The sequence below is a fragment of the Oceanisphaera sp. IT1-181 genome (assembly GCF_033807535.1).
Classification (GTDB): Bacteria; Pseudomonadota; Gammaproteobacteria; order Enterobacterales; family Aeromonadaceae; genus Oceanimonas.
This window is the reverse complement of record NZ_CP136856.1, coordinates 1,378,023-1,404,774: the sequence shown is the minus strand read 5'-3', so window position 1 is coordinate 1,404,774 and position 26,752 is coordinate 1,378,023. Positions and strand designations below refer to the sequence as shown.

At 51.9% G+C, this 26,752-nt stretch carries 20 protein-coding genes, 1 pseudogene and 1 CRISPR repeat array (1 of these 22 running past the window's edge); of the genes and pseudogenes, 8 read left to right on the top strand and 13 right to left on the bottom strand.

Going from position 1 to position 26,752, the window contains the following annotated elements; translation table 11 throughout:
* Positions 1-2,720: a CRISPR direct-repeat array (repeat unit 29 nt; unit sequence CGGTTCATCCCCGTGGGCACGGGGAACAC); it reaches 1,288 nt to the left of the window's first position.
* Positions 2,721-2,813: 93 nt separating this feature from the next.
* The 9 genes from cas2e to R0134_RS06360 all read right to left on the bottom strand — a co-directional run bounded on the left by cas2e (position 2,814) and on the right by R0134_RS06360 (position 12,929).
* Complete coding sequence (gene cas2e / locus R0134_RS06400; RefSeq protein WP_319783977.1) at positions 2,814-3,098, bottom strand: type I-E CRISPR-associated endoribonuclease Cas2e; 285 nt, start codon at positions 3,096-3,098, stop codon at positions 2,814-2,816.
* A 2-nt stretch (positions 3,099-3,100) separates the two neighbouring features.
* The gene (gene cas1e, locus R0134_RS06395; protein WP_319783976.1) at positions 3,101-4,018 is read right to left on the bottom strand and encodes a type I-E CRISPR-associated endonuclease Cas1e; all 918 of its coding nucleotides are present in this window, start codon (positions 4,016-4,018) and stop codon (positions 3,101-3,103) included.
* Between the two features lie 26 nt (positions 4,019-4,044).
* A complete protein-coding gene (gene cas6e / locus R0134_RS06390; RefSeq protein WP_319783975.1) occupies positions 4,045-4,872 on the bottom strand; it encodes a type I-E CRISPR-associated protein Cas6/Cse3/CasE in 828 nt (275 codons plus the stop codon).
* A gap of 1 nt (position 4,873) precedes the next feature.
* The gene (cas5e, locus tag R0134_RS06385; RefSeq protein WP_319783974.1) at positions 4,874-5,608 is read right to left on the bottom strand and encodes a type I-E CRISPR-associated protein Cas5/CasD; all 735 of its coding nucleotides are present in this window, start codon (positions 5,606-5,608) and stop codon (positions 4,874-4,876) included.
* Positions 5,609-5,617: 9 nt separating this feature from the next.
* The gene (gene cas7e, locus R0134_RS06380; RefSeq protein ID WP_319783973.1) at positions 5,618-6,652 is read right to left on the bottom strand and encodes a type I-E CRISPR-associated protein Cas7/Cse4/CasC; all 1,035 of its coding nucleotides are present in this window, start codon (positions 6,650-6,652) and stop codon (positions 5,618-5,620) included.
* A gap of 15 nt (positions 6,653-6,667) precedes the next feature.
* On the bottom strand, positions 6,668-7,273 hold the full coding sequence (gene casB / locus R0134_RS06375; protein ID WP_319783972.1) for a type I-E CRISPR-associated protein Cse2/CasB: 606 nt from the start codon (positions 7,271-7,273) through the stop codon (positions 6,668-6,670).
* A 17-nt stretch (positions 7,274-7,290) separates the two neighbouring features.
* Positions 7,291-8,910 (bottom strand): type I-E CRISPR-associated protein Cse1/CasA, encoded by a 1,620-nt coding sequence (gene casA, locus R0134_RS06370; protein ID WP_319783971.1) that lies wholly within the window; start codon positions 8,908-8,910, stop codon positions 7,291-7,293.
* Between the two features lie 354 nt (positions 8,911-9,264).
* A complete protein-coding gene (gene cas3, locus R0134_RS06365) occupies positions 9,265-11,985 on the bottom strand; it encodes a CRISPR-associated helicase Cas3' (protein ID WP_319783970.1) in 2,721 nt (906 codons plus the stop codon).
* Between the two features lie 104 nt (positions 11,986-12,089).
* Positions 12,090-12,929, bottom strand: a complete 840-nt coding sequence (locus R0134_RS06360) for a WYL domain-containing protein (protein ID WP_319783969.1) — start codon at positions 12,927-12,929, stop codon at positions 12,090-12,092.
* 1,034 nt (positions 12,930-13,963) lie between these two features.
* Here R0134_RS06360 and R0134_RS06355 point away from each other — a divergent pair.
* Positions 13,964-14,797 (top strand): hypothetical protein, encoded by an 834-nt coding sequence (locus tag R0134_RS06355; RefSeq protein ID WP_319783968.1) that lies wholly within the window; start codon positions 13,964-13,966, stop codon positions 14,795-14,797.
* 199 nt (positions 14,798-14,996) lie between these two features.
* Positions 14,997-15,146: an alpha/beta hydrolase-fold protein gene (locus tag R0134_RS06350; RefSeq protein WP_413641430.1), complete on the top strand. Its 150-nt coding sequence runs from the start codon at positions 14,997-14,999 to the stop codon at positions 15,144-15,146.
* Here the strand turns inward: R0134_RS06350 and R0134_RS06345 are convergent.
* A pseudogene (locus R0134_RS06345) lies at positions 15,134-15,322 on the bottom strand (transposase); the annotation flags it as partial. The gene R0134_RS06350 and the pseudogene R0134_RS06345 sit on opposite strands and share 13 nt — an antisense overlap.
* Positions 15,323-15,680: 358 nt before the next feature.
* Between R0134_RS06345 and hutC the strand changes: the two are divergent.
* The 6 genes from hutC (at position 15,681) to R0134_RS06315 (ending at position 23,651) form a co-directional block, all read left to right on the top strand.
* A complete protein-coding gene (gene hutC, locus R0134_RS06340) occupies positions 15,681-16,394 on the top strand; it encodes a histidine utilization repressor (RefSeq protein ID WP_319783967.1) in 714 nt (237 codons plus the stop codon).
* Between the two features lie 250 nt (positions 16,395-16,644).
* Positions 16,645-17,862 carry an imidazolonepropionase gene (gene hutI, locus R0134_RS06335; RefSeq protein WP_319783966.1) on the top strand — a complete coding sequence of 406 codons (1,218 nt, stop codon included), beginning with the start codon at positions 16,645-16,647 and terminating at the stop codon, positions 17,860-17,862.
* Positions 17,852-18,793, top strand: coding sequence for a formimidoylglutamase (gene hutG / locus R0134_RS06330; protein ID WP_319783965.1), 942 nt, complete (start codon positions 17,852-17,854; stop codon positions 18,791-18,793). Before hutI ends, hutG begins: the two co-directional genes overlap by 11 nt.
* Before the next feature lie 42 nt (positions 18,794-18,835).
* Entirely contained in the window at positions 18,836-20,527 is a 1,692-nt protein-coding gene (gene hutU / locus R0134_RS06325; protein WP_319783964.1) for a urocanate hydratase, read from the top strand.
* Positions 20,527-22,059: a histidine ammonia-lyase gene (hutH, locus tag R0134_RS06320; RefSeq protein ID WP_319783963.1), complete on the top strand. Its 1,533-nt coding sequence runs from the start codon at positions 20,527-20,529 to the stop codon at positions 22,057-22,059. The genes hutU and hutH overlap by 1 nt, the downstream gene beginning before the upstream one ends.
* Before the next feature lie 140 nt (positions 22,060-22,199).
* Entirely contained in the window at positions 22,200-23,651 is a 1,452-nt protein-coding gene (locus tag R0134_RS06315; RefSeq protein ID WP_319783962.1) for a Na+/H+ antiporter family protein, read from the top strand.
* 255 nt (positions 23,652-23,906) lie between these two features.
* On the opposite strand, the gene htpX is transcribed toward R0134_RS06315, so the two are convergent.
* The 3 genes from htpX to bioC all read right to left on the bottom strand — a co-directional run bounded on the left by htpX (position 23,907) and on the right by bioC (position 26,452).
* Positions 23,907-24,779, bottom strand: coding sequence for a protease HtpX (gene htpX, locus R0134_RS06310; RefSeq protein WP_319783961.1), 873 nt, complete (start codon positions 24,777-24,779; stop codon positions 23,907-23,909).
* A gap of 202 nt (positions 24,780-24,981) precedes the next feature.
* Positions 24,982-25,665, bottom strand: a complete 684-nt coding sequence (gene bioD / locus R0134_RS06305) for a dethiobiotin synthase (RefSeq protein ID WP_319783960.1) — start codon at positions 25,663-25,665, stop codon at positions 24,982-24,984.
* The gene (bioC, locus tag R0134_RS06300) at positions 25,658-26,452 is read right to left on the bottom strand and encodes a malonyl-ACP O-methyltransferase BioC (protein ID WP_319783959.1); all 795 of its coding nucleotides are present in this window, start codon (positions 26,450-26,452) and stop codon (positions 25,658-25,660) included. The genes bioD and bioC overlap by 8 nt, the downstream gene beginning before the upstream one ends.
* Positions 26,453-26,752: the final 300 nt, after the last annotated feature.

Sequence of the window (26,752 nt, the reverse complement as noted above, 5' to 3'; positions counted from 1 at the left end):
GGTTCATCCCCGTGGGCACGGGGAACACTTGCCGAGTGCCAGCAGCGTGTCGTTAGCTGCCGGTTCATCCCCGTGGGCACGGGGAACACCTGCTCGGCCCCCTCAATCAAGATGATCGAGTCGGTTCATCCCCGTGGGCACGGGGAACACCCTTTAATCAGCCTCTCAATACCGGTCATGTGCGGTTCATCCCCGTGGGCACGGGGAACACTTTTGGCGGACGACCGCGACCCGCGAAGCCACCGGTTCATCCCCGTGGGCACGGGGAACACGCCTTTGGCAGTATCGATACCTGGCTGGGTAACGGTTCATCCCCGTGGGCACGGGGAACACCCAGATCCGAAGCCTGCAACGAAGGCGGGGAACGGTTCATCCCCGTGGGCACGGGGAACACATGGCGAATGCGCTCCATGATGGGTTTGCCACCGGTTCATCCCCGTGGGCACGGGGAACACGCGCGCCAAGATTAACCCAGTTGTCTATGAGACGGTTCATCCCCGTGGGCACGGGGAACACAACCAGATCAGCTAATAACATTACCGATAGTCCGGTTCATCCCCGTGGGCACGGGGAACACGGTCATTACAGCCTGCATGCGGCGCTCGTAAGCGGTTCATCCCCGTGGGCACGGGGAACACGCCATTAACGGCAGTAACGAGACGGGCGGCTACGGTTCATCCCCGTGGGCACGGGGAACACCAGCGCTCAGTTCACCTTGGCTTTGTGCGGTGCGGTTCATCCCCGTGGGCACGGGGAACACGTTGCAGGAAGAAATGATATTGAAGCGCCAAGCCGGTTCATCCCCGTGGGCACGGGGAACACATTAATTATCTGATCTGATGCGTTGCTGCCATCGGTTCATCCCCGTGGGCACGGGGAACACATTTAAGTCCTTGGCAACTCAACCCATATCAGCGGTTCATCCCCGTGGGCACGGGGAACACTTGTTGAAGCGCACTAACCACACGCCAGTGGCCGGTTCATCCCCGTGGGCACGGGGAACACGTCAATAAACGCTTTGCGAACAAGGCGCGTTACGGTTCATCCCCGTGGGCACGGGGAACACCGGCGGCTCTTCTGCAAGATACCGTCTTTAAACGGTTCATCCCCGTGGGCACGGGGAACACATCCATCGAGCGCACAAACTCGCGCAACTCGGCGGTTCATCCCCGTGGGCACGGGGAACACAGGCAATGGATACCGATGCGTTATTGATGGACCGGTTCATCCCCGTGGGCACGGGGAACACAATGGAAGTTGGTAGCGACTATGACGGCGTTACGGTTCATCCCCGTGGGCACGGGGAACACATTCATAGCTACCATCCTCGTTCTGATTTAAGCCGGTTCATCCCCGTGGGCACGGGGAACACACTTTTGATGCACAAACCACCGAGGTCGACAGCGGTTCATCCCCGTGGGCACGGGGAACACATTACATACACCGACATTGGCGAAATCGTGGACGGTTCATCCCCGTGGGCACGGGGAACACAACAAATCATCAGTCGCACCGCGCTGTATCAAGCGGTTCATCCCCGTGGGCACGGGGAACACTAAGAGCGGTATCGACCGTAGGTACGGTATTCCGGTTCATCCCCGTGGGCACGGGGAACACCTCTCGGCAAAACAGCTCTTGCTTTGCGTTGAGGGTTCATCCCCGTGGGCACGGGGAACACCTTTTCGTCTTGCTCAGCTGCTTGCTTCACCTCGGTTCATCCCCGTGGGCACGGGGAACACTGTTGTCAGCTTTTCAGGTGGGCGAACTAGCGCGGTTCATCCCCGTGGGCACGGGGAACACTCTAAATAAACACGTTTGTTATCAGGGTCTAACGGTTCATCCCCGTGGGCACGGGGAACACATAGCTATATCAATGCCCAGTGACAACAGTCGCGGTTCATCCCCGTGGGCACGGGGAACACGCCGGTGTCCTCGGCGTACAAGTCAGCCACCACACCGGTTCATCCCCGTGGGCACGGGGAACACACCGAGAGCCTCAATTTGAAGCTCTCGGGAAACGGTTCATCCCCGTGGGCACGGGGAACACCCAATGGCAGCGATTGCCAAGACTGTTGGTGTACGGTTCATCCCCGTGGGCACGGGGAACACTAAAGCTTGGCGCTGGGCTTGCTCTGCTTGGGCGGTTCATCCCCGTGGGCACGGGGAACACGACTTAGCTGACATCACCGCCTTAATGTCGAACGGTTCATCCCCGTGGGCACGGGGAACACTACACCCCAGTGCCGCCACTGGAAGACCTAACCGGTTCATCCCCGTGGGCACGGGGAACACAAGCCAGTAACGGGCGGGCGCACCGTTGAGCACGGTTCATCCCCGTGGGCACGGGGAACACCATATCGAGCACAAACAAAGGGCTGTAACGTCCGGTTCATCCCCGTGGGCACGGGGAACACACGTAAGCTCATGGCCCAGCGAGCAGAGGAAGACGGTTCATCCCCGTGGGCACGGGGAACACGCTTAACTCGGTTGTCGATTCTAATGCTGGTACGGTTCATCCCCGTGGGCACGGGGAACACCAAGGATTACGCCCACGTCGCGGCGTTCAATGCGGTTCATCCCCGTGGGCACGGGGAACACATCACACCAGAACGCGAGCCGCTATAACCAAACGGTTCATCCCCGTGGGCACGGGGAACACAGCCCCGAGCGACACCAGCCAGCGTGTTAACGCGGTTCATCCCCGTGGGCACGGGGAACACACCAAACGTATATTACTGATTTAACTAGCCTTTTCCAGCATTAAAAAAGGCACCAACTTTTCCATGTTTTTAAAGATCGCTAACTTGTTGATTTTAAACGGGATAAAAAGACACTAGCCGTAAGCCATCTAGGTCCACCGGCATGCGTCGATTCTCTCCATAAGTTTGAAACTCAAAACCTGACTCCGTATTAGTAGCCCAAGCCATCACCACGTTACCCTGCTCTGCTTGTTTGCTCACTTGCAGCCAGATCATTTCACGAACCCGGCGTGATACATCGCCCACATAAACACCGGCCCGCACTTCTAATAACCAGATCGCTAACCGCCCCCTTAATCTCGGCGGAACATTTTCAGTCACCACAACTAACATGCTCATCTTTAGCTACTCCTGTGGCCATCTTCACCTAATGACTTAGGTTCGGGTATGGCGATAGGTTGTGCATCTTTCGGTGGCAGTGGTGGGGTTATCTCACCTGCGGCTAACACTTCTTCTATTAAAGGGATGAGTTTCGCTAACGTATTACCGCTGCGAAATGCATCTCGACAGGCAATACGAACCGCTTTATCTGGTTCAGCAGGATTTTTGCTGGCGATTTCAAATGCCTTAGGCACCACAGTGTCAAACTTAATAATATCGGCAATATCATAAACAAATGACAGTGGTTTTCCGGTATGGAGAAAGCCAATGGCCGGTGCATAGCCTGCCGCTAAAATTGCGGCTTCGGTAATCCCGTAGAGGCAAGAGGTGGCGGCGCTGATGCATTGATTAATTTTATCGCTTTTACTCCAATCCTTTGGATCGTAGCGCCGCCCTTGCCATTTAACCCCGTACTCTTTAGCTAATATGCCATACGTCGTACGTACCCGGCTGCCCTCTATTCCTCTAAGCTGGTCGACGGAACGTCGACTGGGTGCGGGTTCACCAAAGCGCAGCTCAAACATTTTACGGACGACCTTTAAACGCAAGTCATCATCCAAAGCCAACTTAGCTTGGTATAGCAATTTATCGGATCGCGCCCCGCCAGGTTGGCCTGAGGCATAAAGCCGAACTCCAGCTTCGCCCACCCAGACCAATAAGGTGCCGACCGTTGCTGCCAACTTGGCTGCCGCATGGGATACTCGCGTGCCGGGCTCAAGCATAATGCACGCCACCGAGCCCACAGGGATATGGGTGCGAACCCCCGTTTTATCGATTAAAACAAAAGCGCCATCGAGTACATCTATTTGCCCATACCTCAGAAAAATCATGGATACCCGATCTTTCATCGGTATCGGCTTAAGCGGAATAAATGCCATGACTACTCCTTTGCAATAAACAAAGACTAGATACGACGGATCATCATCATGCCGCAGCCAAATGCCTTCGCCCTGCCTATACCCTGATGGAGGTTATTTAAAAACAACTCGGGATCGTCAACCTCTAAGGTGCCACTGAGATCAATAGAGCTAAATACGGCACCCGCTTGTTTTCCTTTAATGCGATGTTGTAGATAAGCATCTATTTGTAATGGTTCAGCATCCGTTGGGGCTTTAACGCCTATTTTTTGACAACGCGCTTGCCACCATTCCATTAGTGCCTGTTCTGATGTGGTTTTTATTGCCAGCTCTAACGTCGCTTTTCTGCCCAATCGAGTGGCTAGCTCATCGCGATAAGCGCCGTTTTCGATAACCGTCTGCCAACGCTCAACATCAGTATCATTGGCTAAGTCGAGCAGTTGATGCTTCAAGTCTTTCTTAGGTCCTGAAACGGCAACGGATAAGCGCTTTAACTCCTCATTCAACCACTGTTGCTGTGCATTCATAAGCACATCATGGCGTTTTCCTTGCCGACATACGGTGGGATTTACTCGGATTTTAAATTCTAATCGCTGCCCTGCCATCAGTTGTGGAGTGAAGGGACGGCTTTCTACCTGGAACAGCCGTTCGCTATTATTCGGCTCTTCACGGGAGAGCACGTAGAAAATAGGTTCGCCCGCAGGGGATAACCGACCATCACTTTGTTCATGGCGAAATAAAAAATTACGTTGCTCTGCTTGTGTAAATAACCGCCACAGTAATTGATGATTGCCATACACCCCTTTGCTCATGGCTCTCACTAATTCACTACTGGCGGTTGGGCTGTCACCCAGTCTGATACGGGATAAATACATGTTATTCCTCCACCATCGTCAGTTGATGCTCTTGGCGCATACCAAACTGCCACGGCATTCGACTAATGGGTTCATCCCATACGTTACGGCTTTGCACTCCTTCATAACAACCCAAGGCATCGGCCTGTCCTTGCCATAAGTAGGTCACATAAGATCCTATTCCTAACCAGCGTTTATCTTGCTCATCTGTCTGTAATATCGGTGGAAACTCACAATCTAGAGCAGACTTCAGATCAGACTCAATGAATTGAGGAAATAGAGGAGCTGCTAAAGGACAAGCTTTCCTCCCTAAGTAGGGAGTAAATGCCGGTTTAACGAGCCCTTTCTTAATCTCAGCTAAAGAGAACGCTTTGTCTGGTTGTTGCCAAATGGCGACCACCCAGTAGCCATCACTACGATAATCACGGCTAGACAATACCGTGTTCAACTTTTCTTTCGCGATACTAAGCTCATCTTTACGGGTATAAAAACGACGTTTTTTATCTTGAGAGGGCACCTGAGCCGTATGATAATCCCTGACTAAGCTACCCGTTGAGTAAGACTTTATGGCGACGCCGATGCTTAGACGCAGCGCATTTAAACGCTCTGTATTTTCACGCTTGATGCCAAGCCCGGCGGCTATCATTCCCAGCACCGCGGATCGGGTGGGAGTCAGACCCGAAGGCCTGTCTCCCCCTACCGCCGCTTCTCCCCAACTGGCTAATGGTCCATATAAGCGAAATACCAGATATTCCATACGGCCCCCTTAATCAGCAATAAATGTCTTTAGCTGTTCGAAGCTGCCTTCACCGGTGGTGGCATTCACGGAGTAACGACCGTCGGCGCAAGCACCGTAGACTTTATCGAAGTTATCCGCCTGACGTTGTAACACCTGCACCGCATCTTCTGCTTGATTCTCGCCGCTAATTGGTTTTAAAAAAGCGACCGATAACGAGCGAGGCTGTTGATCACCCTTCTCGGCCAACACAAACGACGCATAGGCACGAGACGCAAAGCTGTTTTGCTTACCCTTAGGCGACACTTTAACGGCGGCTTCAACCAAGGCGGCAATTGCCTTGTTGGCTAATTCCAAATCGCCACCTAGGTTATTCACTAACAGCTCTTTATCGATGCAGACATAGCTATAAAATAAGGCAGCAGCAAAGGCGGCCTCGCCGATGTGAGCGGCACCTAAATCACTATCTGCATTATTAAGATCATCAACGGCCGTGAAGTAATCTTCCTCTACCGCGACGCCATGCACACTAATCGCATGAGCCACTTGGCAGGCCGCCTCGCAATTAAATTCAGGAGAGGATGCGAGCATACGACCGAACAGTGCAATATCAACCGCGCTGGCATTACGACGTAGCAAAGCCAACTCTTCCTTATCTGGTCCGCGATTCTCTGTTGCCAAGGTAGTCGCCAGTGACGTAACAGCTTGCATTTCTTCTGGGCTGATATGAGCTAGCTGCTCAATGTCTAAACTGTCTTTTTTCCCCTTGCCAAAGACACCAGCTATTTCTATTGCCCATGCCTTAGCTTGCTTTTCTGCCGTGCCCAGCTCGGTTAATTGATTAAATACTTGTGTACCTAATCGCTTGGTACGTGTACCAATGTTTTCGCCTAATGACTGTTCAAATAAGTCAGAAACACGCCAGTTACGCTTCAGACTTTGTGAGCTCACTCTCAATCGCTCACTGCCACCCATACGCGCGGTTTTGGGCCGACCCAGATCATCGCGATTTAAGTTAGAGGGAGCATAAGATGTTAATAAGTGCAGTTGAATAAATTTACTCATGAGTTATCTCCTAAATTAATTATTATTTTTTACCAAGCCCTTTGCTGCCGCTTGGTAATAATCCATAGCCCAACGCACCGCAACTTTTTTATCTGCCCGCAGTGGTGCGCGCCCATAATGTTCATCAAACCAATCTAATACGCCTTTGGCTAAAGAAGACACACGGCTTTGGCCATTAACTTGTTTTATTAAGCGGTGCAGTCGTCGATAAAATTCTTCGGGCGTCCTGGCACCTTGTAACTGCTGAAAACGTAATTCACTGACTTTCGGCTTACCTGTCTTATCATCTACTTGACCTAAGCCAGCAGCAAAGTTACGGCTATTATCCTGCTGTTTAACGTGGCTCAAAATGCCTGCTAATGCAGCCCAAGCCAGCATCGACTCGCGGCGTTCACGAGCCGAGTCGGGCAGACTTAACCATAAGGCTCTAAAGCCTTGAGTCATGAGTACCGCTTCGGGTGTTTGTGCACGCTTTAGCTCGGCTCTAAAGACCGTAGGCGCTGGCCTTATTTTTAACTTGGCTAATTCTTGTTCGGATAACATCATGGCCTGCCACCAGCGCATTAACACGACTTCTCCGGCAAAATTAGCCGTCACCGACGCTTGTTCGGTCTGGGTCATAGTGTTTGCTCCCTGATTTAATTGTTAACGGTTGAATTATCAACAGCTAAACTACTAGCAGTTAAGCTATCAACGTTATAATCACTTCTAAATTTTTTAGTCTGCTTACCACCGAATAACCAGCCCGTTAAATGCTGTCGAGCCTGCATTTTTTTATACATGTCTCTATCGGGATGAAAATTAGTTAATACTTGCTCATCGAAGAGATCTATCGCTTGTGCAGACAACTTGTTAAGCCAGCGTTTAGCCATGTTAGGCGTTAATCGTCCATCATCGGTGCTAACTAATTCCTGTACCGAGCTGAAAAATAAATCTTGAGTGCGTTGCCAAAACTGTAAGTCAATAAAGCTGGTGTCGCCTTTGGCGTCTTTGGGTTTATCAAACCACGCCGCTTTAATTTGCGTACGACAATGCCAGAGCACTTCCTGAGCCAAGTTTTGTAGCACTTTTATTTCGCTCAGTAAGGTGTCTCTTATTTCAGGCTCAAGCCTAATTAATGGAAACTCGCTATTATACCAGCCTCTGGCTTTCATATTGTCCATATCAAAACCAAAAGCCCATAATCTGGGCGCTTCTCCCCACTCAAAGTCGAAAAAATGAGATTTTTCCCGCATAAAATCTTGGACTACCTTCGCCGGCAAGCTTCCCTCATCAATATCGACGAAACTCAAGCTGTGCCACTGCCGATATTGAATACCACCGGGCTGACCTTTGGTAGAGAGGTAAGCTTCATTCGGATTTTTAGGATTAAAGCGATAATGGGTTAAAGGGTGTGACCAAGTGCCGTCATAATTATTACCGTAATTACTGGCGCGATATTGTCGACAAAGCCGAGAGCAAGTCGTCATACTCAGTTGGCAAGTACCCGCTTGCTCCTCAAAGATTAAGCGAATACGACGCGGCATCGCCCAAAACATAGCCAGTGGATGCACATCATGAGCATAAATTTCGCTGCCCTTGTTGTTACTAATGCGGGTAGGCCCCAACCAAGGAAACACCTCTGCACTGTGGTAATCCGGCGTCGGGTAATCCCAAGACTCAAGGCTTTGTACATTGAGCCACAGCTTTTTCCACAGACTGGAATCAGCTTCATGAGGTAGCACTAGCGTGGTTAAGGGGCCGCCGCCACGCAGTCCGGTTCTGTGCCCTTGCCCACCAGAGGGCGCATTAACTTGTAAGGTGAATAATGCCAACGCAGCCATTTCTTGAGATAACTCTTCAGCAATACCCCGTTTAATAAAATGATCGGTATTCAGCTTAAGGCCATTAGCGCCCGGTGCTTCTATTAACAATCCTGACACTGGGTTAGGACTAGCAGCGTCTAAAGGGTCGCTATCTTGCATAAAGCGCGGCCCATCGCCGGTTAATTCAAAGGCGTGTGCAACCTGTTGTGTGTAGCTTGATAACGCGTCTTTACTCGGTGGTTGCTGATAAAGTGTGTGCCAGTCATGAGTATCTTCGGGTGCCATCGCTGTTTGTAGCACGCCGATCGCAAACTGATAAGCAGCACCATAAAAGTCAGCCCTCGGTAAGGCAAAGTCCACAATATTCGGGTCAACAATGGCTGAAAATGGCAGTTGCTGTTCACTGCCATCTTTAAAGAGATAGTTTAGCCAAGGATCGGTTATCAAATTCATTATCTTGATTCCTTGTATTAAGGGTAAACAGGAGGCAGCGCACTGCCTCCAGCACTTACTTTTTAACCGAAACTTTTATTGGCTAGGCTTTTTACCGTACTGCCTAGCAGTACGCTGCTTCAACTACGCCCACCCACCAAGCCTCGATGTCAGACTCAAGTAAAGCACAGCAAACTATTAATTTCAACAATCAAGAAGCTATGAAGCAAAGCTTCTTATTATCAAGTCAATATAAAGTGGAGCTCATGCAAACGCTGTCGTATTCTATGCAGCGTTCTCCGGTGTTCGGAGATGAACCACTATGTAGCAAAGCTACGATGTTAAGTGGCACACGTTCCCCGCCTTGGCGGGGATTTATTCATTCTGAATCGCACCTTTTTCTGAACAATAACTAAACTGAGCGTCCTCTTCCGGTAACCAAGGCTGCAAATACTTGGCCTGAGGGTAACGCTGTAAGATACTGGAAAATGCGCTTTCTAAACGGCTAGGAAGTGGCACAAGCTGGTCAGCAAAGCAGTGTTTAGCAAGCTTAACGACGCTGTTTGGTAAGGCATGAGCTGTACCGTCAGCCCACAGGCATAGCTGCCCTTGTTCATCACATTTTAAGACCAGCACCTGAATGCTTTCTCTGTCTACATAACGAGTGCTAATTTCGATGTTGTCATCGTGCCAAGCGTCGGCGCTGGTTTGGTTGTAGCCCTTATGCCAGGTAATTAATTGGCTCTTGGCTTTAGCGACTTGACTGCGCAATTCACCATAATGGGCGTCTTCTTTTTTCTTTAAGGTTTCTGGCATCCGTTCATATACGTCTTCACCATAAACGGCCTCTATCAGTGTTCTGGCTTCTGCTGGCATGCGAATAGCTCCCAATTGTCTGAGCACTTGCATGCCTAGCCATAAGCGCCCAGGTGAGCGATAAACATACTCCGTATTTAAAAGATGGTCAGATAACCAGTTTTCACTGGGTTCATCCTGCCAAACGGGTGCATGAATTAACAATAAAGGTGCCGGTCGTTGGTCTTGCTCGGTATCTATTCGATTACCTGCTCTATCTCGAATATGGCGGTGTAAACGGCCCGCGCGTTGAATGAGATCATCAATCGGGCAAAGATCGGAGATCATCAAATCCGCATCTGCATCCAAACTTTCTTGGAAGACTTGCGTCGATATTAAAATCTGCCCAGCGCGCTCTGCTTGGCCGCTCGACTTACCAAAGATAGCTAACACCTTATCCTCTATCGCTTTTCGGTCTTGCAGCGTAAAGCGACTATGAAAGAGCGTTAATTTTGCGGTAGACCCTAACTGCTCGGCCAGCAATTGGTAGGCTGCAATAGCATCATCAACTGAGTTGCGGATCCACACCACACACTCGCCTCGCTCATAAGCGGCGAGAATACGCGTCACGCAATCTTGCTCAGCGTGAACAAAGGCAACCTCCAACTGACGACTCACTGCTGCTCGGCTCGCTAACGGTATTTCCTCTAGCCCGCGATCAAAACTAACTTTCGTTGCCAGCGGAAAGTCCATTTTTTCTGGTAGCTGGATCACTTCCTGCCCCGCCGCCTCTTGCCATACTCGGCATAAGCGTTGCCGCTGATTTTGCGCTAGTGTGGCGGTGAGCAAAATAACGCTACCACCTTGGCGAAGGTGTACTTTTAATAGGTCATCCAACAACTCAAACATAAAGCTGTCGGCCGCATGCACTTCATCAAAAATCAGGATTTTGCGATGCAGGCCTAATAACCGCAATGGCTGGTGCTTGCGCGGTAATACGGCCATCAGCGCCTGATCAATAGTGCCTACGCCCACGGAAGCTAATAGTGCTTTTTTACGCGAATCTGCGAGCCACTGGTTACAATACAAGCTTGCCGTCTCATCACCGCTGGCATAGGCACTGTCTGTTTTTTCCTTAGGTGACAACGCTTCGCGAAACCGCTCATTCATGTCTCTGGCACCGTGCGCCAGTACAATACTCGGGCGGCTACCATCCACCGTCAGCATCTGTTGATAATGATCCGCAACGCGCGCAAACATCGCATTAGAGGTAGCCATGGTGGGTAAACCAAAATAGAAACCGTCCGCGTCACCCTGCTGTAATAATCGGTGCGTTAAGGCTAAGGCGGCTTCGGTTTTCCCCGCCCCCGTGACATCTTCCAGAATAAACAGTTGCGGCCCAGGAGTAAGAGGCACCGATTCGGCCCACGCTTGGAGTGGCGTGGGAGAAAAGCCAAAGTGCTCCTTAACTGATAAAAACGGTTGTACCTGAATAGGCTTATTCAGCTCTGCAGCCGCTAGCGCGCGCTGGGCTTTTTCTTTGGCTTGTGGCCAATATTCTGCCAGCGTTAAACCGCCGGCGTGATAAGTAAAATAATCGGTATCGGAGCCTATCCAGTCACTGAGAATGGCCAACCCAGACAAGTGCCAACTCACTTGACGCAAACGGATGACCCAGTCTTTATCGGCCATCTGTGCTTCGGGCCATGTCACTTCAAGCAGTGTCGCGCAATCGGTCATAAACGCATAGGCGGCGACTTGATCTTCCTCATGACAATAGTCTTTCATCATTTTAGGTTGGCTACCCCAATTTATTGGGTAGCCATGATGACCAAACACCACATCCAACAAGCAATTCAGACCATCTAATGCTCGGCTGGGTTGACCAATTTCCGTTTGCATGAGTCCGAGATCTGTTCCGGTCAATCGCTTGCCTCTGCTGGCATGGAGCCAGAAGAAATAACCTAATCGATCATGGCGAGCTTCGCGGCTGTCATACTTTTTTCTTGGCTGATGACGGCTTAAAGGGCTGTCAGGAAAATTTGCTAGCCGCTGAAATGCCGAAGCAAATTTACCTAAATCATGCAGCATCAGAGTAAAAGTGAATATGTTCCTTAGCTGGCTAGGAGTTATGCCTAAAAACTCGGCTAAGTTTTTAGCTAATGGCTTATCTTCATCCAATAACAACCAGCCGACAGCGGCTACATCCAAGCCGTGGTAAGGAAGTAGATGATAATCTGCGTTGGCCGTATCACTGCTTTGGCTTGCCTTACCCCAATAATTAAAATAACTCGCGTTCACGTTTGGCTCCTACCTCTTATCATTGCCCTACTCTCCTCTTTTCTTGCACTCTGGCCAACACTGTACATATAAACATGTCGTCTGATGCGACAGGTTATCGAGGATCAAGTAAACAGCCAGGACTTTATTTCATCTTGATTGACTAAAATTAATTGCTGGGCGGCGGGATTACCGTCGAGCATTTTTATATTTATCTGCATTTCTTGTAATAAATAATGGGCGAGTGCAGCGCGAGTGGGCAGCTGTAACTCACCATTATGCATGCCGTAGTCGTGAATAAGCGCCGCTTGCTGTGCCTCAGTTAATCGGGGGTCAGGCTTAATGCGCAGTACGATGTTCGTGTTCCACGCAGTGTCGGGTGGCAAGACACTCAGGCTTTTACCCTCAGGGCTGGGTATGCCATGCAGGCGGCTCAGTACAAAATCGCGATAACCTAGAGCTTTTTCGCACCAGGCACGCAGGTGCCAGCGACGGCCGGTGTTCACGAAGTTAATCGGCACAATAATGCGCCCGCTGTTATCAGGATTACTGACGGCGCCATAGTCAACTTCTAGCCGCTCTTTCTGGCGCATGGCGTGCACTAAGGGCCGCATAATATGCGGGCTAACATTACGCGCAGGAGGGGTAAGAATGGCATGCGCCAGCTGATATTTATCATCCGCCAATGGCAGATGCGCACTTTGGCCGCTTATCCAATTAAGATATTCCGCTACATCAAAACTGATGTGCTTGGGCTTAAATTCTGGGGTGGGCAAAAAACTTTTTGCTGAGGCGCAATAGATTAATTGCTCAGGGTATGTATCCTGATATTGGTTAATCACTTTGCTGGCTTGTTGTCTGCCTAGCCGAAAATAATACTGCAAGTGGCCACAGGTGATACGGCCTTCCCAATTGGCTAATAATTCAATTAACCAAAAGCGACGTTCGAGTGTGGTTTTTATCATGGTGCGCTGCTTTATTTTTTATGAGCGCCATTTAAAGCAAGAATTGATCTTTATTTCAAACTTATTTAATTTTTTGCCGATGACTCCACAATCAAGAATGGTAAACAAGCGGTGCAGCCCCTAGCTAAAGAAAAATTAGCTTTCGGGCGGCGGCATCTTTGTAGTGTGCCCGTCTCTTAGGTAAGAGGACTTCGGCACGATCAGGATTAGTTTTTGGTTTGTTGCGCTACGAAGCAGAGACGTTTAGCTACGCTAAACCAGCCGGCTAAAGCGGCTTCTACGCGTGCATCTGTGCGAGTGTTTTGTAGGGTCCAATTCATTGGACCTCTTGGGATATTTTAATGTTTTTATTTTTATAGCGTCAGACTTATCGCAGTTCAAAGGGCTGTGCTGCTCTTCACTCTTCACCCTTTACACTTTATCCCTCACGCTATTAATTCAGATTACGCAGGCTTTGGATGCGTTTTTCGAGCGGTGGGTGGCTCATAAACAGCTCGCTCTTGCCTTGGTCATTAAAGCCAAAGACGGCCAGTGAGCCGTCTAATGCTTAAGGATATTGGCATAAATAGTCATACACCAAGACTGGGTGCCGTCGCCATCACACTGTGAATTTCAGCGTGTCGATGTTGCGGTGAATCGGCCACTTCCTTGAGCGGGACACCGCCTTGTATCATGCGAGTGGCTGCCCTGTGTCGCAGAATAGAGCCTACCCGCCAATATATGTATAGACATACATTGCGCCACTCGTAGGCTCTTCTCTACCTTAGAGACTAGAACTGAGTACAAGATCCCTTGATAAACCATTTCCGAAAAGCTGGAAAACAGCATAAATTCAGCTGCTTATAAGGTTTTATATTTTAATTCTATGCCTGACAGAAAAATTCACTTTCTTGGATTGGCATTAAAGAGAATTTAGGCTACTTTAATTGTATATACATAACGTCAATTCAAGGGCATGGCCCCTGTGTATGGCTCAAGAGGACAAGTTATAAACCATTTACTATCTCCCGGTATCAATAAAAAGGATAAAAACCATGTCTCACACAACTGATTTAACTCTTCCTGTCTACGCCGATGTCGTCGATCTAGACAGGTATCCGATTCATGAGCTGGATAGCGACAAAGGCAAGGCATTGATTGATAGCTGCCGCAAGGAGCTGGCCAAAGATGGCTGCTGTACGCTTGCACGCTTTATTAAGCCTGCAGCGGTCACCAAAATGGTGGAACTGGCTGGCCAGCTGAAAGAAAAGGCCTGGGTCAGCGATAAGACCCACAACGTCTACTTCACGCCCTTCGATGAAACGGTCGATGCGGATCACCCTCTGGCCCATCACGAGCGTTCGGCCAAGCATGGCATCGCCTACGATTGCATCCCAGAAGACGCCCCGCTACGGCGGTTGTACGAATCCGATGACCTGACGCGCTTCATTGCTGCGGTGCTGGAAAAACCGGTGCTCTACCGCAGCGCTGACCCTTTGGATGCTCTGCAAATCACTCGCTTCCATCCAGGTGAAGAGCTGGGTTGGCACTTCGACAACAGCGAATTCTCGATCACCGTGATGTACCAGAAGGCCGACCAAGGCGGAGACTTCGAATACGTGCCAGGGCTGCGCACCAAGAGCGACGAATGCTATAGCGATGTGCGCGAAGTGCTTCAGGGCGATCGCTCGCGGATTAAGGTCCAGTCCAGCGCCCCCGGCACCCTCGCCTTCTTTCACGGCAATTGCGCCATGCACCGGGTCACGCTGGTAGAGGGTAAAACACCGCGTATCAACTCCGTACTTACCTACGGAGAGCATGACAATATGCGCCTGAGCGACCTTACTTCGGAGCTGTTCTACGGTCGGACTTCATCAGATGCGCCCTGAGGAGTGATTGTTGTTTTTTTATTAACAATCAACTACTTATCTGGATTGCCACCCCAAATAGGAAGTGGTATAAACTCTCAACGATCAATTAACCACTCTCGATAAGAGATTGTCGTGATGCCGCCGTAGAAAGGCGAAGTGCGCGTCCGTATCATCGCTTCCGGCGTCTGCCATACCGACGCCTTTACTCTGTCCGGGGATGGCCCAGAAGCCCACTTGCGACAAGCGTTCTATCTCTGGCCATTCGACGGGTGGTCACTGTGCTCTCGTCCTGACGCTGCATAATCTGGAACGCTTCAAGCCCGTCTCGGCCTTCAGCCCGATTGGCAACTCGGTGAACCTCCTGTAAATCGAGTTCCACCGGCCGAAGCACGGGGGAAAATCCCGCCATGGACAGCCCACTCGCAGTCAGTAAAACATACCTTCGATCATCATCCGCAAGTCGCGCTTGTTATAAATATTTTCTTGAAGTCTCACTCCTTTAAGCTTCGACCAGTGTTCATCAGTGAGCATACGTCGAGGCATAGCAAGCTCGTTTTGTTTTGGTGTCGGAAGCTGAATATTACGAGCTTGCTCTTTTTATTCAATCACTTGTACCCAAACGTCAACAGCCCCTAATCCTTCTTATTGCCAAACACCCGCGCCTCATCATTGTCTTGCGCGTCGAAGATTTCCCCTCCTTGGCTGGTGTGAGTAATTCTCCCAATGGTGCGAACACCACACTGTATGATCAGCAGAACGCGACGACTTTAAACATAAAGTAACCAAAGATAGAGCCGCTAGAGAAACCAATTAACCAAAGCAGATGTATAGACAAATGTGACTTTTTCAGCATAACGCGTAAACTGGAAGGGTCACCAATTAGAACGGATGCGAACACAACATGAGCAGCACACTCCCCCTCTATCTTCAGATTCAACAGCACCTGCTGGAGAAAATCCAGAATGGTGAGTGGTTACCTCAACATAAAATCCCGCCTGAAGAGCAGTTAGCTCGCGACTTCGGCGTTAGTCGTATGACCGCCAACAAGGCGATTCACGACCTGGTTCAGCAGGGCTATCTGATCCGCCAAGCGGGCGTTGGCACTTTTGTGACGGATCATAAAGCGGAATCGTCACTGGTCGAAGTACACAACATTGCCGACGAAATCCGCAGCCGAGGGCACGAACACGATTGCGTGGTGGTGGTTGCGGAAGCCCGCAATGCCGACGATGAAATCTCCATGCGCTTGGGCGTGAGACTGGGTACTCCGATCTTTCACACGCTGATTCTACACCGCGAAAATGGCATTCCCATTCAGCTCGAAGACCGCTACGTCAACCCCCGGCACGTGCCGCATTATCTGACCACAGATTTTCACCAACACACCCCCAATGAAGTCTTGGTATCCGCCTGCCCGATTACTGATATTGAACATGTTGTCGAAGCGATATTGGCGGAGAGCGCAATCGCAACGCTTCTGGACATCACCACCCAAGACCCTTGCCTGCTACTGATTCGGCGCACCTGGTCCGGAGACCAGCTGATCAGCTACGCACGCCTGACCCATCCTGGCGATCGCTATAAACTGCGCTCGTCACTGCGTACTGCAGGCTAACGACCCGCCTTCCTGTATATACATAAAGATTTTTAAAACCGACCCCATAATTAGACTTTAGTCTAATTATTTTTAATCGAACTCAATTATATATAAACCAAATTAATAATTTAAAACAGCTAGTTACTACACAAACACCTTACTTACTCACCTCAACCCATCGATTTAGATGAAATTAGGGCTGGCGCGTTCAGAACTTCTTCGCTAACCTCAATTGTATATACATTGAGGCGAGCAAGGAAAAGTCATTATGGCCAGCCATGTTCAAAATTGTCGCATTTGGCGCGACGTTGTGGTCTTCGATGGCCTGCAGACCCTTAAGGGACCTCAGGCCGTTATCATCGAAGGTGAGACTATTGTTGAAATTCTGCCAATGGAAAAGCTAGGGGGCACGCACTACAACGACTACCAGAACATGGGGTCAGGCGGTGTGATTACTCCCGGGCTGGTGGATTGCCATACGCACCTAGTATTTGGCGGCCACCGCGCGGAGGAATTCGAAGCTCGCCTAGAAGGTGTCAGTTACGAAGAGATAGCCCGTCGTGGCGGCGGTATTTTGAGTACCGTCCATGCCACCCGTCAGGCCAGCGAAGAAGCGCTGATTGAAAGCGCGCTGCCACGACTGGATGCCATGATTGCCGATGGTGTTTGCACCATCGAAATTAAATCCGGCTATGGCCTGAGCGTCGAGCATGAAATGAAAATGCTGCGTGTGGCGCGTCGGCTCGGTGAATTGCGCCCGGTGAGAGTTGTCACCACCTTACTGGGTGCTCATGCCCTGCCACCGGAATTCAGCGGCAACAGCGACGGCTACATTGATTTGGTTTGTCGCGAAATGATTCCCGAGGCCGCACGTCAAGGGCTGGCCGATGCGGTCGACGTATTCTGCGAAAAAATTGCCTTCTCCGTGGCGCAGTGTGAGCGTGTCTTCGAGGCTGCCAAGGCCCATGGCCTGCCGGTCAAAACCCATTCTGAACAACTGTCCAACCTTGGTGGTACCGCTTCGGCTGCCCGCCATGGTGCGCTGTCCGCGGACCACATTGAGTATCTCGATGCCGCTGGTATCGAAGCCATGCGTCAGGCGGGCACAGTCGCGGTGATTTTGCCCGGCGCCTTTCACACTCTGCGCGAAACCCAGCAGCCGCCTATCGAGGCTCTGCGTCAGGCTGGAGTGCCAATGGCGGTCGCCACCGATGCCAACCCCGGCACCTCGCCGCTGTATCAGCCCACGCTGATGCTCAACCTGGCCTGCACCTTGTTTCGCATGACCCCAACTGAGGCATTAGCCGGCATGACCGCCCATGGCGCTCGTGCACTGGGCCTGACCCACACAGGTCGCCTCGCAGCGGGTCTGTCAGCCGACCTGTGCTACTGGAACATCGAAACTCCGGCGGAATTGGCCTACGCCGTACAATCCGGCCGCCTCATCCAGCGCCTGTTTCGCGGGGAGCTGACCCATGAGCACTGAAATGGATCGGACCGTCTGGCAAGGGCGCATCGACCCGGAACCCAATAGTGATCGCTGGCACCAGCGCATCGAACCACTAACGGACAACGCCGTTCCTGGTTGCGCCCTAATCGGCTTCGCCAGCGATGCCGGCGTCGCCCGTAACCGCGGCCGGATCGGTGCCGCCGAAGGGCCCACTGCCATTCGCAAGGCTTTGGCTCCATTAGCCTGGCATCGCCAAAGCCCTGCCTATGACGCTGGCAACGTCAGTTGTGACGGCGATGCACTCGAAGCCGCACAACAAACCCTAGCAGAGCGCCTCGTCCCGCTGCTCAATGCGGGGCATCTACCCATTGTTTTAGGCGGTGGGCACGAAGTGGCCTACGCCAGCTGGTGTGGTCTGGCATCGCACCTAGCGCGCGAAGAGTCCTGCCCGCGAGTTGGCATCATCAACCTTGATGCCCATTTTGATTTGCGTGACCACGCTCACGTGCGCTCCTCGGGCACGCCCTTCTCGCAAATTGCAGAGGACTGTCAGACACGGGGCTGGCCTTTCCACTATGCCTGTCTCGGTGTGAGCCGAGGTGCCAACACACCGGCGCTGTATCAGCGTGCCGAAACCCTGAACGTTATGATTCGTGAAGACCGCGACATGCACATGGCCGCGCTCCCTGAACTGCAGCGAGACGTGAAAGCGTTTATGGCACAGTGCGACTACCTGTACCTGACCATTGATCTTGACGTGTTGCCTGCGGCAGAAGCCCCTGGCGTAAGCGCTCCGGCTGCCCGTGGCGTCTCCCTTGCTTTGCTGGAACCCTTAATCGAGACCATACGTGACAGCGGCAAGCTCAAACTGGCTGATCTGGCTGAGCTGAACCCCAAATTTGATATTGATCATCGGACAGCACGAGTCGCCGCCCGACTCGTGCACCTGCTAACACTGAACGGTTAACGATTAATCACTAGCCAACGTCAACAAAAAGGAATCAATCACATGTCCAATATAGACAAGCGTCACGACTCCAGTCGCAACATCGCCGCACCTACCGGCACCACACTCAGCTGCAAAAGCTGGCTGACGGAAGCACCGATGCGGATGCTGATGAACAACCTGCACCCAGACGTCGCCGAACGCCCCGAAGATCTAGTGGTTTACGGCGGCATCGGCCGGGCCGCGCGAGATTGGGAGTGCTATGACAAAATTATCGAGACTCTGCAGCGCCTCGAAGACACGCAAACGCTGCTGGTCCAGTCCGGTAAACCGGTGGGAGTGTTTGAAACACACAAGGACGCGCCCCGGGTGCTGATCGCCAACTCCAACCTGGTGCCGTCTTGGGCCAACTGGGAGCATTTCAACGAGTTGGATAAAAAGGGCCTGATGATGTACGGCCAGATGACCGCGGGCTCGTGGATTTACATCGGTTCTCAGGGCATCGTTCAAGGCACCTACGAAACCTTTGTTGAAGCCGGGCGCCAGCATTTTGGCGGTAGCCTTAAAGGCCGCTGGGTGCTCACCGCCGGTCTTGGCGGCATGGGCGGTGCTCAGCCGTTGGCCGCAACCTTGGCCGGTGCTTGCTCGCTGAACATTGAGTGTCAGCAATCCAGCATCGATTTCCGCCTGCGTACCCGCTATCTCGACGAGCAAGCGACCGATCTCGACGATGCACTGGCAAGGATTGAGCGTCACACCGCTGCAGGCCACGCTGTGTCTATTGGCTTGTGTGGCAACGCCGCCGACATTCTACCGGAACTGGTGAAGCGCGGCGTACGCCCAGATATGGTGACCGACCAAACCAGCGCCCACGACCCCTTGCACGGCTATCTGCCGTCCGGCTGGACCTGGGAAGAGTACGTGGCGCGCGGTAAATCCGAGCCAGGAGTGACGGTTAAGGCGGCCAAAAAATCCATGGCAGTGCACGTGCGTGCCATGCTCGAATTCCAGAAGATGGGCATTCCCACCTTCGATTACGGCAACAACATTCGCCAGATGGCTAAAGAAGAAGGTGTCGACAACGCGTTCGACTTCCCTGGATTTGTGCCGGCCTATATCCGTCCACTATTCTGCCAAGGCATAGGTCCGTTCCGCTGGGTGGCACTGTCTGGTGATCCCGAAGACATCTACAAAACGGATCAGAAGGTTAAGGAACTGATCCCAGACGACCCGCACCTGCACAACTGGCTCGACATGGCCCGTGAGCGCATCGCATTTCAGGGTTTGCCGGCACGTATTTGCTGGGTCGGTCTCAAAGACCGCGCCCGCCTTGGTCAGGCCTTCAATGAAATGGTCGCCAATGGCGAGCTCAAGGCACCGATCGTTATCGGCCGCGACCATTTGGATTCCGGCTCAGTCGCCAGCCCCAACCGCGAAACTGAAGCCATGCAAGACGGTTCTGACGCCGTGTCTGACTGGCCGCTGCTCAACGCCCTGCTGAACACCGCCGGCGGAGCAACCTGGGTTTCCCTCCACCATGGCGGCGGTGTCGGTATGGGCTTCTCTCAGCACGCCGGTGTTGTCATTGTGGCCGACGGCACCGATGATGCCCACGTCAGACTGGGCCGGGTACTGCGTAACGACCCCGGTACCGGCGTGATGCGCCATGCGGACGCCGGTTACGACATCGCCATCAAGTCTGCCAAAGAAAATGAGCTCGACCTTCCCATGATCACTACACAAGAGAGCAAATAATGACTCATTTGGAAATTTCTCCCGGTAACATGACCCTAGCGCAAATGCGTCGGGTGTTCGCAGCACCCATTCAGATCAGCCTGCCAGACAGTGCCAACGCCGCCATTCAGCGCAGCGTCGACTGTGTGAATCGGGTGGTGGAAGAGGGGCGCACGGCTTACGGTATCAACACCGGTTTCGGTCTGCTGGCACAAACCCGCATCGCCAACCACGAGCTGGAAGATTTGCAGCGTTCGCTGGTACTGTCCCACTCCACCGGTATCGGCGCGCCCATGGACGATGCCCTGGTGCGCTTGATTATGGTGCTCAAGGTCAATGCCCTCGCTCGCGGCTTCTCGGGCATTCGCCGCGAAGTGCTGGACGCACTGATCTCACTGATCAATGCCGAAGTTTACCCGCGCATTCCATTAAAAGGCTCCGTGGGTGCCTCCGGCGACCTGGCTCCACTGGCGCACATGAGCGCGGTACTGTTAGGGGAAGGTCACGCCCGTTATAAAGGAGAATGGATACCGGCGCGTGACGCACTGGAAATAGCCGGTTTGACTCAGATGGCGCTGGCACCCAAAGAAGGCTTGGCGTTGCTTAACGGTACCCAGGTTTCCACCGCCTATGCCTTGCGTGGGCTGTTTGAAGCCGAAGACCTGTATGCCGCCGCCACCGTCTGTGGCGCGCTGACGGTCGAGGCAACGCTGGGCTCACGCTCGCCCTTTGACGCCCGTATTCATGAGGCCCGGGGCCAGCGTGGCCAGATTGATGCCGCCGCTACCTACCGTCACCTCCTCGGCAACGGTAGTGAAATCGGTGCTTCTCACGCTAACTGTGACCGGGTGCAAGATCCCTATTCCTTGCGCTGTCAGCCTCAGGTTATGGGTGCTTGCCTGTACCAGATTCGTCAGGTCGCAAGCGTACTGGAAGTCGAAGCCAATGCGGTGTCTGATAACCCCTTGGTATTTGCCGACGAGGGTGACATTCTATCCGGCGGTAACTTTCACGCCGAGCCTGTCGCCATGGCCGCCGACAACCTGGCGCTGGCCATCGCCGAAATCGGCTCGCTGGCCGAACGGCGCATATCGTTGATGATGGACAAGAACATGTCCCAGCTACCACCCTTTCTGGTCGACAAGGGCGGCGTTAATTCCGGTTTCATGATCGCTCAGGTATCAGCCGCGGCACTGGCCAGCGAGAATAAAGCGCTGGCCCATCCACACAGCGTTGACAGTATACCGACTTCTGCCAATCAGGAAGATCATGTCTCTATGGCACCTGCCGCTGGCAAACGCCTTTGGGAAATGGCCGAAAATGTCCGCGGTATTGTGGCTATCGAATGGCTGGCAGCCTGTCAGGGACTGGACTATCGCAAGGGCCTGTCCACTACGGAGTTACTGGAGACCGCGCGTCGGATATTGCGCGAACGAGTCGCTTACTACGACAAGGACCGGTACTTCTCCCCAGATATAGAGGCGGCCATTGAATTGTTGTCTAACCGCACCCTCAGTGGCTTGGTGCCCAATACGCTGTTGCCGAGTTATTGAGTGCAAAAGAACATTTCCGTTCCCCGCGCCATTGTGGCGTGGGGGATTTCAATAAATCAAAATTAAGCATTATCACAAACTGAATATCCTCAACCTTTCACAACAATTACATTGCGGGACAACGCAAAAAAGGTAGCGATATGAATACAATAACGTTGAAAAACTACACTTTTAGCTCGAAGAATCTGACATCAACACTGGTCGTTCTGGTCACTGTATTGATATTTTTTAGCCTGCTTTTTCTCACCGATACCAACTCCATTGTTTTGTCTGTAGGGCTCATGGTAACCCTGAGTATGTTAAGGGTGTCTGTGGTACTGGCCCTGATTCTATCCGCCATTGTCGGCGGTGCTTTCTCCGGATTGTCCATAGAAACGGTGGTTTCCGAGTTTAATAACGGCCTTGGTGATGGCGCCCCCATCGCGCTGGCACTCGCAACTTTGGGGGCCTTTGCCGTTGCCCTGTCCCGCACTGGCGTTGCCGCTTATATCTCCGCGCGCATGCTGGCCCTTGTGGGCCGGTCTGACAGTGACCGCAACATCGAGAAAACCAAGTGGGGCATTTACATTTTGTTACTGCTGATCAGTGTAGCCTCGGGCACCATAGTTCCTGTTCATATTGCTTTTATCCCCCTGCTAGTACCGCCACTGCTGCTTGTTTTTAACAAAATGCAGTTAGACCGTCGCATTATCGGCTGCGTTATCTGCTTCGGAATCGTCGTCAAATACATGATTTTTCCGGTGGGTTATGGTGCCATCTATTTGAATGACATTCTGATTCACAGCATCAACGAGTCCGGTGTCGGTCTGGGCCTTAACGTCACTCGCGACATGGCCCCCCAAGCGCTGCTGATTCCGGCCTTTGGTATGCTGGTTGGGCTGTTAGTGGCCATTTTTATCACCTACCGCAAAAAGCGGGTCTATGCCGATGTGCCACTGCAAACAGAAGATCTGGGAACTGAAAAAAAGCCCTTGTTGCCTATACAAAAGGCACTGGTTATTCTGGCCATTGTTTCCACGTTGGTGGTGCAGGTGATGACGGGCTCCATGGTATTTGGCGGCATGGTCGGCTTCTCACTGCTGGCATTGAGTGGTGTTATGAAGTGGAGTGAGCAGGATACAATCTTCGACAGCGGCATGCGCATGATGGCCATGGTGGGCTTCATTATGGTGGCTGCAGCGGGCTTTGCAGCGGTGATGCGCGCAACCGGCGATGTGCCCTTGCTGGTCGAGCAGGCCGTTGCGTTAATCGGTGAAAGCCGTGCACTGGCAGCTTTGTCCATGCTGCTCGTCGGCCTTATTATCACCATGGGTATTGGCTCTTCGTTCTCAACGGTGCCGATTATCGCCGCCATTTTTGTACCTATGGGCCTGGCCTATGACTTCTCACCCATGGCTATTATTGCCCTCATCGGCACTGCGGGTGCGCTTGGTGATGCCGGTTCCCCTGTTTCTGACTCCACACTGGGGCCAACCGCCGGCCTCGCCGTTGACCGACAACACGACCATATCTGGGACACAGTGGTGCCGACGTTCATTCACTTTAATATCCCGTTAATTATTTTCGGCTGGATAGCCGCAATGGTGCTGTAATACCAATTAGTTTTTGGTTTGTTGCGCTACGAAGCAGAGACGTTTAGCTGCGCTAAACCAGCCGGCTAAAGCGGCTTCTACGCGTTCATCTACGCGAGTGTTTTGTAGGGTCCAATTCATTGGACCTCTTGGGATATTTTAATGTTTTTGTAAGCGCCAATAAAAACACCGCCTTGATAGGCGGTGTTTTTTACTTATAGCGTCAGCTTATCGCAGTTCAAAGGGCTGTGTTGCTCTTCACCCTTTACACTTCTATTAATTAAGGTTACGCAGGCTTTGAATGCGTTTTTCGAGCGGTGGGTGGCTCATAAACAGTTCGCTCTTGCCTCGGCCGTTAATACCAAAGGCGGCCAGTGAACCGTCTAGTTCGGCTTGTGAGCCTTGGCCTAAACGCTGCAGGGCGGCAATCATTTTGTCTTTACCGACCAAGCGCGCCGAGCCTTCGTCGGCACGGTATTCGCGGTAACGACTAAACCACATCACGATAATGGAAGCCAACATGCCAAACACTAATTCCAGTACCATCACCACGCCAAAGTAAGCCATGCCGCCTAAGCCGCCGCCTTCTTCGTTGTTTTTGTTCATGGCGCTACTGATAAGGTTGGCCACTATGCGCGCGAAGAACATCACGAAGGTATTCACCACACCTTGCAATAAGGTCATGGTCACCATGTCGCCATTGGCGATGTGGCTAACTTCGTGAGCCAATACGGCTTCGGCTTCATCGCGGCTCATGCTGCGCATCAGGCCGGTGGATACTGCCACCAAGGAGCTGTTGCGGCTCGCGCCCGTGGCAAAGGCGTTCATATCCGGTGAGTCATAAATACCCACTTCTGGCATGCCAATGCCCGCTTGTTGTGCTTGGCGAGTAACAGTGCTCAGCAACCAATGCTCAATTTCGTTACGTGGCTGCTCGATAATTTGCACGTTATAGGCGCGCTTAGCCATCCACTTTGAAATCAGCAGTGAGATAAATGCACCGCCAAAACCGAACACGGCACAGAATACCAACAAGCCTGTGATGCTGCTGCGGTCGATACCTAGCATAGAAAACACTATGTTTAGCACCACGCCCAACACCAAAACCACGGCCAAGTTGGTAGCGATAAACAATATAATGCGCTTCATACGTTCCCTTTGATCAAAGTGTACTTAAATAATTACGATAAAAGTGGTGTTGCGTACCTGCTAGGCTGCAAAACCTAGGCTACAAAACAAGGTCAGCACAAAGTATCGGGTTCCCCTTCACTCTTTACGCCTCACCCTTCACCACCCAATATAATCGGGCTGATTACGCCAAATTCAAGTCACTGATTATGTATTATTTTACTTATTTAAGTAACGGTGCAATATCAATAAAGTTATGCACGCTGTCATTGGCCTGCTCAGCCAGCCAGGGGATCTCCCCTAAAAATGGTGTTTTAATGCGCTGTTTAAGAGTGTCGACGTTAGCTTGATACTGGCTCATGGTGGGGTCTATTTGATTCAGCACCCAGCCCGCTACCACTAAGCCATCGTGGCGGATCGCCTCTAAGGTAAGCAGCGCATGGTTAATGCAGCCTAAACGCGCGCCCACCACCAAGATAACCGGCAAATGCTCGGTCTTGACCCAATCGGACAAATATTGGCGGTCGTTAATGGGTAAACGCCAGCCCCCCGCGCCCTCTACAAAAATCACATCGGCGGCGGTGGCCTTAAGCCGTGCTAAGCCCTCACTTAAGTGAGCCACCTTAATGGACTCATTAGCCTGAGCTGCGGCAATGTGCGGCGCTATGGCCGGCGCAAAGGCGTAAGGGTTATGCATGGCATAGGGCAAGGCAATGGAGGAGCAGGCCTGCAGCGTGAGCGCGTCACTGTTTTTTAGCTCGCCGTTTTGCAGTTCACAGCCCGAGGCCACGGGTTTATAGCCCAGTACTTTTCTGCCAGACTCAATAGCGGCTTGCATCAAGGCCCGAGTGACAAAGGTTTTTCCGACTTCGGTATCGGTGCCGGTAACAAAAAAGGTGTTAGCCATAAATTACTCCGTATGCCAGCTGATAGGTGGCCACGCTGTGGCCTTGAGTACTAATAGGATAGGTAAGATTAAGCTGCTGCCAAGTGTGTTTGCCCATTAGGCCGGTACGGCGTTGTGCATTAACCCGATTAGCACCTATGCCCTTTAGTGACAGCAATAATGACTTTAAATCCGCAAAGCTCAGCTGCTCGGTGGCGTAATCACACCGCCAGTGCTGGCCTGTATTCGCTAAGTGCTGCTCCAGTTGGGCGGTGCTGATAAAGCGATTGATAGGACTGGGCAGGCTTTGTTGCTGCCAACAGTCGGCTAACGCTTGCAGGCTGCCCTCGATTAAGGTGGAAAACACCAGCACGCCGCCGGGCTTTAGCCGTTGGCTCCAGCCCGCTAGCCAAGCGGCCGGATCACTGCTCCATTGCAGGCACAGATTAGCAAAAATAAAATCGAGGCTGTGTGCGGCTAGCGGTTGCGTGTCCATGTCCGCACGCAGCGCCATAATATCGGCCTTAAGGCGCGCTTGTTGCAGCATGGCCGGTGATAAATCCAGCGCCAGCAGCTGCTCGGTTTTAGCTTTAAGCGCAGGCACAAACCAACCACTGCCACAGCCGAGATCCAGACCCACTTTGGCAAACCGTGGCCGCTCGGCGTTTAATAGTGCCAGCAAAGCATTGCCAGAGCGGCGTTGCAGCTCGTTATGCTGTTCATAGCTGTGCGCGGCACGGCCAAAGGCGCTGGCGACTTTTTGTTTGTTTATGATTGAGTCACTTTTCAACATCAAATGGGTGGTCATAGGTAATATTGCATAATTAATGTGGACTCTGTGGCAAAATGGCTTACTGCCAGTTAAAAATAATATCAAGACCGTGGCGAATAAATTGCCACCCTACAAAAGACATCGAACTTGTAGCCCGCAACTTGTTCGCGGGTCCTGCGCAGCAGGATGGTTTTAAGATTTACACCTGCGGTGTAATGCGCGAATAAATTTACGCCTACAAAACCTTAGCCCTTACCCATTAAAAGTCCCTTTTAGATCTGATCTCTATTTTCTGTGGGTTCCGTGGATTTCGTTGCAAAAGAGTCTTTAGTTTTT